Source organism: Streptomyces sp. NPDC092045 (assembly GCF_044756005.1).
GTDB lineage: Bacteria > Actinomycetota > Actinomycetes > Streptomycetales > Streptomycetaceae > Streptomyces.
Window position 1 is genome coordinate 644,727 of sequence record NZ_JBIVSC010000002.1, and the last position, 15,390, is coordinate 660,116.

The 15,390-nt window shown below is 71.2% G+C and carries 13 protein-coding genes and 2 tRNA genes; 3 read left to right on the plus strand and 12 right to left on the minus strand.

Annotated elements, in window-relative coordinates:
* Positions 1-48: 48 nt before the first annotated feature.
* From ndk to ACIQKA_RS09705, 5 genes are all read right to left on the minus strand, one after another.
* Positions 49-462: a nucleoside-diphosphate kinase gene (gene ndk, locus ACIQKA_RS09685; protein WP_383152458.1), complete on the minus strand. Its 414-nt coding sequence runs from the start codon at positions 460-462 to the stop codon at positions 49-51.
* Between the two features lie 66 nt (positions 463-528).
* Entirely contained in the window at positions 529-891 is a 363-nt protein-coding gene (locus tag ACIQKA_RS09690; RefSeq protein WP_383152459.1) for a DUF4233 domain-containing protein, read from the minus strand.
* A 5-nt stretch (positions 892-896) separates the two neighbouring features.
* Entirely contained in the window at positions 897-2,426 is a 1,530-nt protein-coding gene (locus ACIQKA_RS09695; RefSeq protein WP_383428776.1) for a bifunctional folylpolyglutamate synthase/dihydrofolate synthase, read from the minus strand.
* 108 nt (positions 2,427-2,534) lie between these two features.
* A complete protein-coding gene (locus ACIQKA_RS09700) occupies positions 2,535-3,671 on the minus strand; it encodes a sensor histidine kinase (protein ID WP_402540563.1) in 1,137 nt (378 codons plus the stop codon).
* 144 nt (positions 3,672-3,815) lie between these two features.
* The gene (locus ACIQKA_RS09705; RefSeq protein ID WP_390105620.1) at positions 3,816-6,437 is read right to left on the minus strand and encodes a valine--tRNA ligase; all 2,622 of its coding nucleotides are present in this window, start codon (positions 6,435-6,437) and stop codon (positions 3,816-3,818) included.
* Between the two features lie 138 nt (positions 6,438-6,575).
* Here ACIQKA_RS09705 and ACIQKA_RS09710 point away from each other — a divergent pair, with 138 nt between their 5' ends.
* Positions 6,576-7,532, plus strand: coding sequence for a hypothetical protein (locus tag ACIQKA_RS09710; protein ID WP_383428780.1), 957 nt, complete (start codon positions 6,576-6,578; stop codon positions 7,530-7,532).
* 71 nt (positions 7,533-7,603) lie between these two features.
* Here ACIQKA_RS09710 and clpX read toward each other — a convergent pair whose 3' ends face one another.
* The 5 genes from clpX to ACIQKA_RS09735 form a co-directional block, all read right to left on the minus strand.
* Positions 7,604-8,887, minus strand: coding sequence for an ATP-dependent Clp protease ATP-binding subunit ClpX (gene clpX, locus ACIQKA_RS09715; RefSeq protein WP_030210686.1), 1,284 nt, complete (start codon positions 8,885-8,887; stop codon positions 7,604-7,606).
* 157 nt (positions 8,888-9,044) lie between these two features.
* On the minus strand, positions 9,045-9,704 hold the full coding sequence (locus ACIQKA_RS09720) for an ATP-dependent Clp protease proteolytic subunit (RefSeq protein ID WP_366374679.1): 660 nt from the start codon (positions 9,702-9,704) through the stop codon (positions 9,045-9,047).
* Positions 9,705-9,766: 62 nt separating this feature from the next.
* Positions 9,767-10,384 carry an ATP-dependent Clp protease proteolytic subunit gene (locus ACIQKA_RS09725; protein WP_376244655.1) on the minus strand — a complete coding sequence of 206 codons (618 nt, stop codon included), beginning with the start codon at positions 10,382-10,384 and terminating at the stop codon, positions 9,767-9,769.
* 276 nt (positions 10,385-10,660) lie between these two features.
* Entirely contained in the window at positions 10,661-12,037 is a 1,377-nt protein-coding gene (gene tig, locus ACIQKA_RS09730; protein WP_383428782.1) for a trigger factor, read from the minus strand.
* A gap of 170 nt (positions 12,038-12,207) precedes the next feature.
* Positions 12,208-12,284, minus strand: a tRNA-Pro gene (locus ACIQKA_RS09735).
* Between the two features lie 133 nt (positions 12,285-12,417).
* Here ACIQKA_RS09735 and ACIQKA_RS09740 point away from each other — a divergent pair.
* Positions 12,418-12,491: transfer RNA gene (locus ACIQKA_RS09740), tRNA-Gly, on the plus strand.
* 63 nt (positions 12,492-12,554) lie between these two features.
* Here ACIQKA_RS09740 and ACIQKA_RS09745 read toward each other — a convergent pair.
* The gene (locus ACIQKA_RS09745; protein WP_030210679.1) at positions 12,555-12,749 is read right to left on the minus strand and encodes a hypothetical protein; all 195 of its coding nucleotides are present in this window, start codon (positions 12,747-12,749) and stop codon (positions 12,555-12,557) included.
* 153 nt (positions 12,750-12,902) lie between these two features.
* Entirely contained in the window at positions 12,903-14,048 is a 1,146-nt protein-coding gene (locus ACIQKA_RS09750; protein WP_383149748.1) for a PP2C family protein-serine/threonine phosphatase, read from the minus strand.
* Between the two features lie 106 nt (positions 14,049-14,154).
* Between ACIQKA_RS09750 and ACIQKA_RS09755 the strand changes: the two genes are divergently transcribed.
* Positions 14,155-15,384, plus strand: a complete 1,230-nt coding sequence (locus ACIQKA_RS09755) for a GNAT family N-acetyltransferase (protein WP_402540565.1) — start codon at positions 14,155-14,157, stop codon at positions 15,382-15,384.
* Positions 15,385-15,390 lie beyond the last annotated feature (6 nt).

Below are 15,390 nucleotides of genomic sequence, written 5' to 3' on the forward strand. Positions count from 1 at the left end.
TTCGGCTGACACCGGATCAGGCGGGACCCGGAGCAGACGGAGTACGGATCAGGCGAGGCCCGGGAAGAAGAGCTTCAGCTCGCGGAGCGCCGACTCCTCGGAGTCCGAGGCGTGGATCAGGTTCTCACGGACGATGGTGCCGAAGTCGCCCCGGACGGAACCCGGCGCGGCGGCGATCGGGTCGGTCGGGCCGGCGAGCTGCCGGACGCCCTCGACGACCCGCTCGCCCTCGACGACGAGCGCGACGACGGGGCCGGAGGCCATGAAGCCCATCAGCGGCTCGTAGAAGGGCTTGCCCTTGTGCTCGCCGTAGTGCTGCTCCAGCGTCTCCTGGTCCAGCTCGCGCAGCTCCAGGGCCGCGAGCGTCCAGCCGGCCTTGCGCTCGATGCGGCCGATGATCTCGCCGACCAGGCCGCGGCGGACGGCGTCGGGCTTGAGCAGGACGAGCGTGCGCTGGCTCACGGGGGAACTCCTTCGGGAAAAGCGGTGTGCGGGCCTCCGAGGCTACAGGGCCCGCACGTGCCCCGATTACGCAGCGTCAGGCTCTGCCGGGCCCTGGGCGGCCTGGGCGGCCCAGCGGGCCTTGACCTCGTCGACCTTCCGCCCGTAGTGCACCGAGGCCCACCACAGGGCGGCGAAGGCAGCCCCGAGGAAGAACATGACCGGGACGAAGAAGCCGCTGGCGATCAGGCCGAGCTGGAGCGCCCAGCCGAGCTGTACGCCGCCGGGCCGGGTGACCACCCCGCAGAGCAGGACCGAGAAGACCATCCCGATCCCGCAGACCCACCAGACGGTGGACGTCGTCAGCGTGTCGTCCTTCATGGCGACGAGGCCGGCGAAGCCGATGACGAAGAACTCGCCGATGAGCGTCGAGGAACAGAGCGTGCGCATGGGATTCAGCCCCTCCGGAGCAGCAGCCGGGCGTCGCCGACCGTGAAGATCGAACCGGTCACGAGGACGCCCGCGCCGCCGTACTCGGCCTCTTCCTCCGCGAGGGTGATCGCCGCCTCGATGGCGTCGGGCAGCCGCGGCTCGACGACGACCCGGTCCTCGCCGAAGACCTCGACCGCGAGCGCGGCGAGCGCGTCCACGTCGGTGGAGCGGGGGTTGGAGTTCGTGGTGACCACGACCTCCGCGAGGATCGGCTCGAAGGCCTCCAGGACCCCCCTGGCGTCCTTGTCGGCGCTGGTGGCGACCACGCCGACGAGCCGGGAGAAGCCGAAGGCCTCGCTGATGCCCTCGGCGGTCGCCCGCGCGCCGTGCGGGTTGTGCGCGGCGTCCAGGACGACCGTCGGGGAGGAGCGGACGATCTCCAGGCGGCCGGGCGAGGCCACCCGGGCGAACGCCCGGCGGACCGTGTCCACGTCGAGGGTGCGGGCGTGCTGCGCGCCGATGCCGAAGAAGGCCTCGACGGCCGCGAGCGCCACGGCCGCGTTGTGCGCCTGGTAGGCGCCGTGCAGCGGCAGGAAGATCTCGTCGTACTCGCCGCCGAGGCCGCGCAGGGTGAGGAGCTGGCCGCCGACCGCGACCTCGCGGGAGGCGACGCCGAACTCCATGCCCTCGCGGGCCACGGTGGCGTCCGCCTCGACGGCCTTCTTCAGGAGGACCTGGGCCGCGTCGACCGGCTGCTGGGCCAGGACGACGGTCGCGCCCGGCTTGATGATCCCGGACTTCTCGGCCGCGATCTCGGCGGGCGTCTCCCCCAGCCGGTCGGTGTGGTCGAGGTCGATGGGGGTGACGACGGCGACGGAGGCGTCGATGACGTTCGTGGCGTCCCAGGTGCCGCCCATCCCGACCTCGATCACGGCCACGTCGACCGGGGCGTCGGCGAAGGCCGCGTACGCCATTCCGGTGAGGACCTCGAAGAAGGAGAGCCGGTACTCCTCGCGGGCGTCGACGAGCTCCACGTACGGCGCGACGTCCCGGTACGTCTCGACGAACCGCTCGGCGGAGATCGGGGCGCCGTCGAGGCTGATGCGCTCGGTGATGGTCTGCACGTGCGGCGAGGTGTACCGGCCGGTGCGCAGGTCGAAGGCGCCGAGCAGGGCCTCGACCATGCGGGCCGTCGACGTCTTGCCGTTGGTGCCGGTGATGTGGATGGTGGGGTACGCGCGCTGCGGCTCGCCCAGGACGTCCATCAGGGCCGCGATCCGGGTGACCGAGGGCTCCAGCTTGGTCTCGCCCCAGCGGGTGGACAGCTCGGTCTCGACCTCGCGCAGCGCCGCGTCCAGCTCCGGGTCCTCGGGGCGGCTCGGCACGGGGTCGCCCTGGGGCGGTCCGGCCTGGGCGCGCAGGGTGCGGCTGCCGGCCTCGATCACCGCCAGGTCGGGATCGCGGGTGGTCTCGTTGTCGACGATCTCGTCGAAGGCGTCGGGGGCGCCGGACGGGTCGCCGGGCGTTTCGGACGGGTCGCGGTGGTCACTCACGGGGCCAGTCTACGGAGAGCCGCGAAAGTCGTTTTACGGACCTGCCGTCGAGCTCCGGGCAGGTGGGAGGGGCTCGCCGCGAAAGGCCGACGGAGCTGCGGAGGTCGACTAGGGCGACAACCCCGCCGGAAGCGTCGCCCGCACCACGTACTCCCCCGCCTCCGGTCCCGCCGTCAGCGTGCCGCCCATGCTGGTGACCCGTTCCTCCATGGAGAGCAGGCCGGTGCCGGTCGAGACGGGGACCCGTTCCGGCGGCGCGTCCGGCAGCGGGTTGCGCACCCCGATCCGCAGATCGGTCCCCTCCAGCGCGATCGTGACCGTCACGGGCAGGCAGGGGGCGTGCTTGGCCGCGTTCGTCAGGCACTCCCGGACGACCCGGTGGACGGCCGTCTGCCGGAGCGGCGACAGCGCCTTCGCCTCCTCGGCGACGGCCAGCTCCACGGAGCCGCCCATCCGCCCGCTCTCCCGGACGAGGGCGGCGAGCCCGTCGAGGCCGGAGGTGGCCGGGTCCCGGTCGGCGCGCCGCACGATCGTCTCGTTGAGCATCAGGTGGGCGCGCCGCGCGGTGTCCGCGAGCTCCTCGAAGTCCTGCTGGTGGGTGCCGCCCCGGGCCCGCGCGGCGAGGACCTCGGCCCGTACCGCGAGGACGGTGAGCTCGCGGCCGACCAGGTCGTGGACGTCCCGGCCGACGGAGATCCGCTCCTCCTGGACGGCCTGCCGGGCGGCGGCCTCGCGCCGCTCGGTCTCCAGGGCGCGGACGAGGTCCTGGCGGTACGCGGCGACGCCGACGCCCGCCGCGAGGACCCCGATCGGGACGACGACGCTCAGGAAGTCGCTCAGGGTGTAGCCGTGCAGGGGCCGGCCGGGCGTCTGGAAGAAGGCGTACGCGACGCCCATGTACAGCGCGGTCGCGGCGACGGCGGCCCGCCGGCCCCGGAAGCGGCCGAGCGAGTACAGCGCGAACTGGATCATGGTGAGCTCGTGCAGCCAGCCCATCAGGGCGAGCGCCACCAGGTACGGGACCCACGGCAGCCGGCGCCGGAGGAGCAGGGTGGCCGCCCCGGCCGCCAGGGCCAGGCTCGCGGTGACGCCGGTGAGGGAGTTGTCCTCGCGGGCGAGCCCCGGCACGTCCAGGAGCATCAGGCCGAAGGCGCCGAGCGCGGCGACCGCGTCGAGGGCGCGGGGCGAGCCCGTCCACCGGTCCGCGCGACGGCGCGGCGCGGGGACGGCGGGGAGACGGAGCATGCCTTCCATCATCCAGGGTCCCGGACCCCGCCCGTCGTGAAGTCGGACACTTCGCCCGAAATGAACGTCTGAACCACTGGCGGACGCGGAGGGGCCCGGAACCGACTGCTCGGTTCCGGGCCCCTCCGTGAACGACTCGCGGAACTAGGCCTGCGGCAGGTTCGCCAGCTGGGCCTGGATGCGGGCGATGTCCTCGTCCGCCTTGGCGAGGCGGGTGCGGATCTTCTCGACCACGTTGTCCGGCGCCTTCGCCAGGAACGCCTCGTTGCCGAGCTTGCCGTTCGCCTGGGCCTTCTCCTTCTCGGCCGCCGCGAGGTCCTTCGTGAGGCGCTTGCGCTCCGCCTCCACGTCGATCGTGCCCGACAGGTCGAGCGCGACGGTCGCCCCGGCGACCGGCAGGGAGGCGGTGGCGGAGAAGCCCTCGCCCTCCGGCTGGAGGCGCAGCAGCTGACGGATCGCGGCCTCGTGCGCGGCGAGCGCGGTGCCGCCGAGCTCCAGACGGGCCGGGACCTTCTGGCCGGGCTGGAGGCCCTGGTCGGCGCGGAAGCGGCGGACCTCGGTGACGACCTGCTGGAGGTTCTCGATCTCCGCCTCGGCGGCCGGGTCCCGGAAGCCCGAGTCCTCCGGCCAGTCGGCGATCACGACGGACTCGCGCCCGGTCAGCGTGGTCCACAGGGCCTCGGTGACGAACGGGACGATCGGGTGCAGCAGCCGCAGCATGACGTCGAGGACCTCGCCCAGGACCCGGCCGGAGACCTCGGCCTGCTCGCCGCCCGCGAAGAACGTCGTCTTCGACAGCTCGACGTACCAGTCGAAGACCTCGTCCCACGCGAAGTGGTAGAGCGCGTCGCTGAGCTTCGCGAACTGGTAGTCCTCGTAGTACGCGTCGACCTGCGCGACCGTCGCGTTGAGGCGGGACAGGATCCAGCGGTCGGTGGCGGACAGCCGCTCGGCCGGGGGCAGTTCGCCCTCGATCGTCGCGCCGTTCATGAGCGCGAAGCGGGTCGCGTTCCAGATCTTGTTGGCGAAGTTCCGGGACGCCTTGACCCAGTCCTCGCCGATCGGGACGTCGACGCCCGGGTTGGCGCCGTTGGCCAGGGTGAAGCGGACGGCGTCGGAGCCGTACTCGTCCATCCAGTCCAGCGGGTTGACCACGTTGCCGAAGGACTTCGACATCTTCTTGCCGTTCTGGTCACGGACCATGCCGTGCAGGGCGATGGTGTGGAACGGCGGGGTGCCGTCCATCGCGTACAGACCGAACATCATCATCCGGGCGACCCAGAAGAAGAGGATGTCGTAGCCGGTGACCAGGACGGAGTTCGGATAGAACTTCTCCAGGCTCTCGGTCCGCTCCGGCCAGCCGAGCGTGGAGAACGGCCACAGGCCGGAGGAGAACCAGGTGTCGAGGACGTCGGTGTCCTGGTGCCAGCCCTCGCCGGACGGCGGCTGCTCGTCGGGTCCGACGCAGACGACCTCGCCGTTCGGGCCGTACCAGACGGGGATGCGGTGGCCCCACCAGAGCTGGCGCGAGATGCACCAGTCGTGCAGGTTGTCGACCCAGTCGAAGTACCGCTTCTCCATCTCCTGCGGGTGGATCGCGACCCTGCCGTCGCGGACCGCGTCGCCGGCGGCCTTCGCGAGCGGGCCGACCTTGACCCACCACTGCATCGACAGGCGCGGCTCGATGGTGGTCTTGCAGCGCGAGCAGTGGCCGACGGAGTGGGTGTACGGGCGCTTCTCGGCGACGATCCGGCCCTCGGCGCGCAGCGCGGCGACGATGGCGGAGCGGGCCTCCAGGCGGTCCAGGCCCTGGAAGGGGCCGTGGGCGGTGATGACCGCGCGCTCGTCCATGACGGCGAGGTTCGGCAGGCCGTGGCGCTGGCCGATCTCGAAGTCGTTCGGGTCGTGCGCCGGGGTCACCTTGACGGCGCCGGTGCCGAACTCGGGGTCGACGTGCTCGTCGGCGACGACCGGGATGCGGCGGCCGGTCAGCGGCAGCTCGATCTCGGTGCCGACGAGGTGCTTGTAGCGCTCGTCGTCCGGGTGGACGGCGACGGCGGTGTCGCCGAGCATCGTCTCGGCGCGGGTGGTGGCGACGACGATCTCCGCGTCACCGGAGCCGTACCGGATGGAGACGAGCTCGCCGTCGTCGTCCTGGTACTCGACCTCGATGTCCGAGATGGCCGTCAGGCAGCGCGGACACCAGTTGATGATGCGCTCGGCGCGGTAGATCAGCTCGTCGTCGTAGAGCTTCTTGAAGATGGTCTGGACGGCCTGGGACAGGCCCTCGTCCATGGTGAACCGCTCGCGGGACCAGGCGACGCCGTCGCCCAGGCGCTTCATCTGGCCGGAGATCTGGCCGCCGGACTCGGCCTTCCACTGCCAGACGCGCTCGACGAACGCCTCGCGGCCCAGGTCGTGGCGGGACTTGCCCTCCTTGGCGAGCTCGCGCTCGACGACGTTCTGGGTGGCGATGCCGGCGTGGTCCATGCCCGGCTGCCACAGCGTCTCGTAGCCCTGCATCCGCTTGCGGCGGGTGAGGGCGTCGATCAGCGTGTGCTCGAAGGCGTGGCCCAGGTGGAGCGATCCGGTGACGTTCGGCGGCGGGATGACGACGGTGTACGGCGGCTTCTCGCTCTTCGCGTCCGCCTCGAAGTACCCCCGCTCCACCCAGCGCTCGTACAGCGGCCCCTCTACCTCGGCCGGCGCGTACTGGGTCGGCAGTTCGGTGGTGGGCGCTGTCTGCTGCTGAGTGTTCTCGGTCACGGGGCCAGTTTAGGGGTGTCGCGCCCCTGTCCCGAAACGCTTTGGTTCGGTAACGGTGTGGCCCCTGCCGCACCAGCTGTCCGAGGGTTCCGCCAGGATGTCCGGCAGGCATAAACATCCTGTGAGGGGAACCTGTCCATGAGCTACAACCAGCCGGGCCCGTACGGCGGCCAGCCGCCCCAGCAGCCCGGGCCCTACGGCCAGCCGGGCCCCTACGGCCAGCAGCCGCAGCAGCCGGGGCCGTACGGCGCCCAGCCGGGCTACGGATACCCCCAGCAGGCCCCGCAGGGCGTTCCGCCGCAGCAGCCTCCCTACGGCCACCCGCAGCAGCCCGGCCCGTACGGCCAGCAGCCGCCCTACGGCCAGCAGCCCCCGTACGGCGGCCCCCAGGGCCCCGGCGGCTTCCCGCCGCCCCCGCCGGCCCCCAGGAAGTCGAAGGCGGGCTGGATCGTCGGCGCGGTGGCCGTGGTCGCGGCGATCGCCGTGGGCGCGTACTTCGTGATCGGCGGCGGCGGTTCCTCGGTCGCGGACGACGGCCCGCACAAGCTGATCACCCCGGACACGGTGCTCACCGAGTACAAGAAGGACGCCGCCGGCGGCAAGTCGAGCGGGGAGGACTCCCTCAAGGAGGCCCAGCAGAACGGCGTCAAGAACGCCCAGCAGGTCAGCGCCTCGTACAAGGTGGAGAACAAGGCGAACCCGCTGGCGGGCAAGTTCCTCTCCTTCAACGGCCTCTACGGCGAGATCGAGGACCCCGAGAAGGTCGTCGACACCATCTTCGCCGCCGCCAAGGCCGAGTCCGCCAAGGACGCGGGCAAGGCCGGCACGCCCCAGCTGGAGGGCAGCCCGCAGCAGTACGAGCCGGCGGAGCTCGACGGCGCGGTCCTGAAGTGCCAGCAGGCCAAGACGAAGGCCGACGCCGCCAAGGGCGCGCCCGCGTTCACCATCACCATGTGCGTCTGGGCCGACCACAGCACCGTGGGCTTCGTGGTCCCGGCCGACATGGCCTCCATGATGACCGGCGCGGGCGGCTCCGCCGAGGAGGCCGCCGCCACCACCGCCAAGCTCCGCAAGGAAGTTCGCGTCAAGCTCTGACCGGACGGCCCGCGCACACGTGAGGGGGTCCCGCCTTCGGGCGGGACCCCCTCGTCGTCGTCCGTCCGGCGTCAGGCCGACTTCTCGTGCCTGCCGTCGTTCTTCACGATCCGCGGGACCAGCGTCGGGTTGACGTTGTCGCGGACCACGTCGGCCGTGATGACGACCCGGGCCACGTCCTTGCGGGACGGGACCTCGTACATCACCGACTGGAGGACCTCCTCCATGATGGCGCGCAGGCCGCGCGCGCCGGTGCCGCGGAGGATCGCCTGGTCGGCGATGGCCTCCAGGGCCGGGCGGTCGAAGTCCAGCTCCACGCCGTCGAGTTCGAAGAGGCGCTGGTACTGCTTCACCAGCGCGTTGCGCGGCTCGACCAGGATCTGGAGGAGCGCCTCGCGGTCCAGGTTGTGGACGGAGGTGAGGACGGGGAGACGGCCGATGAACTCGGGGATCATCCCGAACTTCACCAGGTCCTCCGGCATGACCTCCTGGAACTGGTCGCTCGCCTCGATCTCGCGCTTGGAGCGGATGGTCGCCCCGAAGCCGATGCCCTTGGCGCCCGCCCGCGACTCGATGATCTTCTCCAGGCCGGCGAAGGCGCCGCCCACGATGAAGAGCACGTTCGTCGTGTCGATCTGGATGAACTCCTGGTGGGGGTGCTTCCGGCCGCCCTGCGGCGGTACGGAGGCGGTGGTGCCCTCCAGGATCTTCAGGAGGGCCTGCTGCACGCCCTCGCCGGAGACGTCCCGGGTGATCGACGGGTTCTCGCTCTTGCGGGCGACCTTGTCGATCTCGTCGATGTAGATGATCCCGGTCTCGGCCTTCTTGACGTCGTAGTCGGCCGCCTGGATCAGCTTGAGCAGGATGTTCTCGACGTCCTCGCCGACGTAGCCGGCCTCCGTGAGCGCCGTCGCGTCGGCGATGGCGAACGGGACGTTGAGCATGCGGGCCAGGGTCTGCGCGAGCAGCGTCTTCCCGGAGCCCGTGGGGCCGAGCAGCAGAATGTTGGACTTCGCCAGTTCGATGGCGTCGTCACGGCCCTGCGCGCCGCCGTTCTCGCCGGCCTGGACGCGCTTGTAGTGGTTGTACACCGCTACCGAGAGTGCCTTCTTCGCGGGCTCCTGCCCGACGACGTACCCCTCGAGGAACTCGTAGATCTCGCGGGGCTTGGGGAGTTCCTCCCAGCGCACCTCGCTCGTCTCCGCGAGTTCTTCCTCGATGATCTCGTTGCAGAGGTCGATGCACTCGTCGCAGATGTACACACCGGGTCCCGCGATGAGCTTCTTCACCTGCTTCTGGCTCTTTCCGCAGAACGAGCACTTGAGCAGGTCGCCGCCATCACCGATGCGTGCCACGAGGTGCTTCCCCTTCGCCTGGGAGCCGCGTGGTTCGGCGGCTCCTGGTGCCTCATATTCGACGGTACCTTGCCGGGCCCCCCGTTCGGGCCCCCCTTGGCACGGTTCGCACGGTCGTGATTCGGCCACGCGAACCGTGCCAGGGGAAGGTCGGGCGTCAGACCGCGGCGGCCGCGCTCTTGCGGGTCGAGACGATCTGGTCGACCAGACCGTACGCGAGGGCGTCCTCGGCGGTCAGGATCTTGTCGCGCTCGATGTCGTCGCGGATCTTCTCGATCGGGGTCGAGGAGTGCTTGGCCAGCATGTCCTCCAGCTGGCCGCGCATCCGCAGGATCTCGTTGGCCGCGATCTCCAGGTCGGAGAGCTGCTCGCGGCCGGTGCCGCCGGAGGGCTGGTGGATCAGCACGCGGGCGTTCGGCAGGGCCATCCGCTTGCCGGGGGTGCCGGCGGCGAGCAGCACGGCCGCGGCGGAGGCCGCCTGGCCCATGCAGACCGTCTGGATGTCCGGCTTCACGAACTGCATCGTGTCGTAGATCGCCGTCAGCGCGGTGAAGGAGCCGCCGGGGCTGTTGATGTAGATCGAGATGTCGCGGTCCGGGTCCATCGACTCCAGGCACAGGAGCTGCGCCATGACGTCGTTGGCGGAGGCGTCGTCGATCTGCACGCCGAGGAAGATCACGCGCTCCTCGAAGAGCTTCGCGTACGGGTCGTACTCGCGCACGCCCTGCGAGGTGCGCTCCACGAAGCGCGGCACGATGTAGCGGTTGTCCATCGGCGCGCCGGTGTAGAGGCCGCTCGCGGAGAGGTTGTTCTGCATCTGGGTGTTCACCGTCCTGGTGGCGTTCGGTGGGCTGGGGCTCTTGAGCGGTCCGGCGGGGCTCAGGCGCCCGTGCCGCCACCGCCCGGAACGCCCGAGGCGGCGGAGATGATCTCGTCGATGAGGCCGTACTCCTTGGCCTCCTCCGCGGTGAACCAGCGGTCGCGGTCGCCGTCGCGGATGATCGCCTCGACGGTCTGCCCGGAGTGGTGCGCGGTGATCTCGGCCATGCGCTTCTTGGTGCGCAGGAGGTACTCGGCCTGGATCTTGATGTCCGAGGCGGTGCCGCCGATGCCGGCGGAGCCCTGGTGCATCAGGATGTCGGTGTTCGGCAGCGCGAAGCGCTTGCCGGGGGCGCCGCCGGTCAGCAGGAACTGGCCCATGGAGGCCGCCATGCCCATGCCGATGGTGACGACGTCGTTCGGGATGTACTGCATGGTGTCGTAGACGGCCATGCCGGCCGTCACCGAGCCACCGGGGCTGTTGATGTAGAGGTAGATGTCCTTGTCCGGCTCGGCGGCCAGGAGGAGCATCTGGGCGGTGATCTTGTTGGCGATGTCGTCGTCGACCTGCTGGCCGAGGAAGACGATGCGCTCGCCGAGCAGCCGGTTGTAGACATGGTCGCCGAGGCCGCCACCGATGGACGGCTCACCCGCGGCGTAAGGCTTCAGATTCGTCACGTATCCACCTGCTCGTCTCCGACGGCCCCGGGCCGTCTCCGCGTCTTGTTCGGAAGGCACTGCGTCTCGTTCAGAAGGCACTGCCCTCGTATTCATGGACCCTAACGCGCAGGTGGGACAACGCCATCCCGGTTCCCGAACTGTTCGCTGGGAGCGCAAGGTAGTTGGGGGCGCGTGAACGGGTCCCGGTACGTCCGCGGGCCCGTGCGCACGGCTGTGCGCACGGGCCCGCGGAGCGGTGCGGCGAGGAGGACCGGCCTCCCGCCGCTTCCGGACCTACTTGTCCTCGGAGGCCTCGGCGCCCTCGGCCGCCTCGGCGGCGGTCTCGGCGGCCTCGTCCTCGTCGTCGGAGAGGTCGACGACCTCGCCGTTGGAGTCGGTGACCTTGGCGGCCTCGACGACGACCGCGAGGGCCTTGCCGCGGGCGACCTCGCCGACGAGCATCGGCACCTGGCCGCCCTGGGCCACGGCCTGGGCGAACTGGTCGGGGCTCATGCCGGAGGAGGCGGCACGGCGGAACAGGTGCTCGGTGAGCTCCTCGCGGGAGACGTCGAGCTTCTCCCGGTTGACCAGCTCGTCGAGGATGAACTGGGTCTTGATGCCCTTCTCGGCCTGCTCCTTGGTCTCGGCCAGGAACTCCTCCTCGGTCTTGCCCTGGATCTCCAGGTACTTGCCGAGGTCGAGGCCCATCTGGCCGAGCTGGTGGTGCTCCAGGTTGTGCTTGCGGGTGTTGATCTCGTCCTCGAGGAGCTTCTCGGGCATCGGGACCTCGACCAGCTTGAGGAGCTCGTCGAGGACGCGCTCCTGGGCCTGGGTGGCCTGGTCGAACTGCTTCATGTTCTCGAGGCGCTTGCGGCTGTCGGCCTTGAGCTCGTCGAGGGTGTCGAACTCCGAGGCGAGCTGGGCGAACTCGTCGTCGAGCTCGGGGAGCTCGCGGGCGGCGACGGCGGTGACCTTGACGGTGACCTCCGCGTCCTTGCCCTCGGCGGAGCCGCCCTTCAGCTGCGAGGTGAAGGTGGCCTCGCCGCCGGCCTCCAGGCCCTTGACGGCCTCGTCGATGCCGTCGAGCAGCTCGCCGGAGCCGATGGTGTACGAGACGTCGCTCGCGACGCCGTCGGGCAGCACCTCGCCGTCGACCTTGGCCTCCAGGTCGATGGTGACGACGTCGCCGTCCTGGGCGGCGCGCTCGACCGGGGAGGTCGAGGCGAAGCGCTCGCGGAGCTGCTCCACGGACTTCTCGACGTCCTCGTCGGTGACCTCGACCGCGTCGACGGTGACCTCGATGCCGGAGTAGTCCGGGATCTCGATCGTCGGGCGGATGTCGACCTCGGCGGTGAAGGCCAGCAGCTCGCCGTCCTTCAGCTCGGTGATGTCGACCTCGGGCTGGCCGAGCGGGTTGACCTCGGCCTCGTTGACGGCCTCGGTGTAGAACTTCGGGAGCGCGTCGTTGACGGCCTCCTCCAGCACGGCGCCGCGGCCGAACCGCTGGTCGATCACGCGAGCCGGGATCTTGCCCTTGCGGAAGCCCTTGACCGTGACCTGCTGGTTGATCTTCTTGTACGCCGCGTCGAGGCTGTCCTTGAGCTCCTCGAAGGGCACCTCGACAGTGAGCCGAACCCGGGTCGGGTTCAGGGTCTCCACGGCGCTCTTCACGGTTCGGTCTCCTTGTGGCTGATTCCTGGATTCCGCCGGACCGCGCGGGGCGGGTCCGGCCGATCGGCCCGGTCAGAGAGACACACGGGCACGCAGCTTGCATAGTAACCGCAAGCGGGAGGACGCCCACAACATGATCAAGAACGCCCGGGGCGGGCGCGTGGTGGTCATGGTCGGGGTGGCGGGATTTGAACCCACGGCCTTCCGCTCCCAAAGCGGACGCGCTACCAAGCTGCGCCACACCCCGTCGGTGCGACACGTAGGGTACATGTACGGGGACTGTGCGGCGCCCCCTCTTCCGGGGGGTGTGCGAAGACGGCCGCGGACCCGGTACCATGCTCTTCGTGCCGCGGTCCTCGTGACCTGCGGCGCGATGCTGTGCGGGTGTAGCTCAATGGTAGAGCACTAGTCTTCCAAACTAGCTACGCGGGTTCGATTCCCGTCACCCGCTCCACATGGCCCGGGGCCCGGACCGCTTCTCGCGGTCCGGGCCCCGTGTCGTCCTCCGGGGGCGTCCTCAGAACTTGATGGACGCCACGGTCTGCGTTATCGAGTCCAGGAAGCGCTGGATGTCGTCCGCCATGCCGGTGGACGCGAGGAAGAAACCGAAGAGGACCGCCACGACGGCCGGGCCCGCCTTGAGGCTCCCCCCGCGGATCAGCACCACCATGATGATTGCCAGGAGCAACACCACAGACAGCGAAATGGCCACAACTGATCACACCCTCGGTCGGTCCCGCCTTGCCCACCAGGGAGCCCGTGTCCCGGACGCCCCCCGCTGCCTCCATCGTGCCACCAACCTCCATGCCCTCGCTGCCCGGTGACGAATCGTCGTGGAGAAGATCACGTCCGGGCCGACGGCCCGTCAGGGACGGCGGCTGATCAGGAGCAGGGCCCGGTCGTCGTTGACGTCCTTGGCGACGGCCTCGATCAGGTCCCAGGCGACGCCGTCGAACCCCTCGGTGACGCAGCGGTCGGCCTCGCCGGTGAGCCGGTCGATGCCCTCGGCGATGTCCCGGTCGGCGGCCTCGACCAGGCCGTCGGTGAAGAGCATCAGGACGTCGCCGGGGCGCAGGGAGCCCTTGGCCGGGTGGAACTCGGCGCCGTCGTAGACGCCGAGGAGGGGGCCCTCGGCGTCCTTCTCCTCCCAGCGGCCGCTGCCCGCGTGGAGCTGGAGGGCGGGCAGGTGGCCGGCCGAGTGGAGCTCGTAGTCGCCGGACTCCAGGTCGAGGACGAGGTGGATCGAGGTGGCGAAGCCCTCGTCCCAGTTCTGGCGCAGCAGGTAGCCGTTGGCGGCGGGCAGGAAGCCGTGCGGCGGGAGCGAGCCGAGGAGGCCGCCGAAGGCGCCGGAGAGCAGCAGGGAGCGGGAGGCCGCGTCCATGCCCTTGCCGGAGACGTCGGTGAGGACGACCTCCAGGGTGCGCCCGCCGTGGGTGCGCGCGGCGACGACGAAGTCCCCGGAGAAGGACTGGCCGCCGGCCGGGCGCAGCGCCATCTCGCGGTGCCAGCCCTGCGGGAGCCGGGGCAGGGCGCTCTGGACCCGGATGCGTTCGCGCAGGTCGAAGAGCATGGTGCCGCCGCGCCGCCAGGGGACGCCGACACGGGCCCGGAACTGGGCGATGAGGAGTCCGAAGAGGCCGCAGGCGGCGACGACGAGGACGGTGCCGGGGGTGACCCGGGCGGGACCCTGGGTGTACGGGCCGAGGACGACGGACTCGACGATGAGGGCGCCCGCGGCGGCCGCGTACAGGCCGAGCAGGCTGGCGGGGCGCAGCAGCAGGCCGCCGGCCACGATGGGCAGGGCGAGGGCGGTGGGCGCGCACCAGACGGGGTCGACGAGGGTGCCGAGGGTGATGGCCGGGATCATCAGGAGGAGTCCGGCGAGCGCGATCCAGTCGGCGCCGTCCCCGCGGAAGTAGTCCACGCCGGACTTGCGCAGCGCGACGCGGGCCCGGCGCACGCGCCTGCGTGTCCGGGCCACGTACGCGCTCGCTCCGTCGCGGTGTCCCATGGGCCTGGACCCTATCCATCCCGTCCGGCGCCGTGCAGGGGTACCCCTGTGACAATGTGCGCGAAATCGGGTCGCCCCGGACGGGTGCCGCTGATATCGATGGCATATGACTACGGAATTGCGGGTTCTCGACCCGACCGAATGGGACCGCTGGTACGGGGTCCTCGAACTCGCCTTCGGAGGGGTGGCCGAGGCGCCCGAGGAGCGACGGCTGTGGCGGGACCTGACCGAGTTCGACCGCTCCCTGGGCGCCTGGGACGGCGAGCTGTGCGTGGGGACGGCGGGGTCGTTCTCCTTCCGGCTGACGGTGCCGGGCGGGGCGTCGGTGCCGGCGGCCGGGGTGACGATGGTGAGCGTGGCGGGGACGCACCGGCGGCGCGGGATCCTGACCTCGATGATGCGTCGGCAGCTGGACGACCTGCGGGCGGCGGGCGAGTCCCTCGCGGTGCTCACGGCGTCGGAGCCGGGGATCTACGGGCGGTTCGGCTACGGGATCGCGTCGTACTCGCTGCGGGCCTCGATCGACACGAGCCGGGTGCGGCTCGCGGTGCCGGAGGGCGCGGACGGGGTGGCGCTGCGGCAGGCGGACCTCGTGGAGTCCTCGGCGGCGTGCGAGGCGGTGTACGCGCGCCGGGTGTCCGCGCGGCCGGGGATGCTCGCCCGGCGGCCGGGCTGGGAGCGGCTGCCGCTGATCGATCCCCCGGCCGAGCGGGGCGGGGCCTCGCCGCGGCTGTGCGTGCTCGCGGAGCGGGGCGGGGAGGTCGTGGGGTTCGCGCACTACGCGGTCAAGCCGGACTGGTCGCCCGCGGGGGCCGACGGCTCGGTGCACGTGCACGAGCTGATGGGGCTCGACCCGGTGGCGGAGGCGGCGCTGTGGCGCTTCCTGTGGTCGGTGGACCTGACGGCGTCGGTACGGCTCCAGGGGCGGCCGGTGGACGACGGCTGGCAGCACCTGGTGAGCGACGTGCGGCGGTGCGCGCCGACGCTGCGGGACGCGCTGCACGTGCGCCTGGTGGAGGTGGGTCCGGCCCTGGAGGCGCGGACGTACCAGGCGCCGGTGGACGTGGTGTTCGAGGTGGAGGACGCGTTCTGTCCGTGGAACGAGGGGCGTTGGCGGCTGACCGGGGACGCGAAGGGCGCGGTCTGCGTGCGGACCTCGGACCCGGCGGACCTGTCGCTCTCGGTGCGGGAGCTGGGGGCGGCGTACCTGGGCGGTGTCGCGCTGACGTCCCTGGCGGCGGCCGGGCGGGTGCGGGAGCTGCGGGAGGGCGCGCTGGTGGAGGCGTCGGTGGCGTTCGGCTCGCCGGTCGCGCCGTGGCTGCCGCACGGGTTCTAGGGGGTG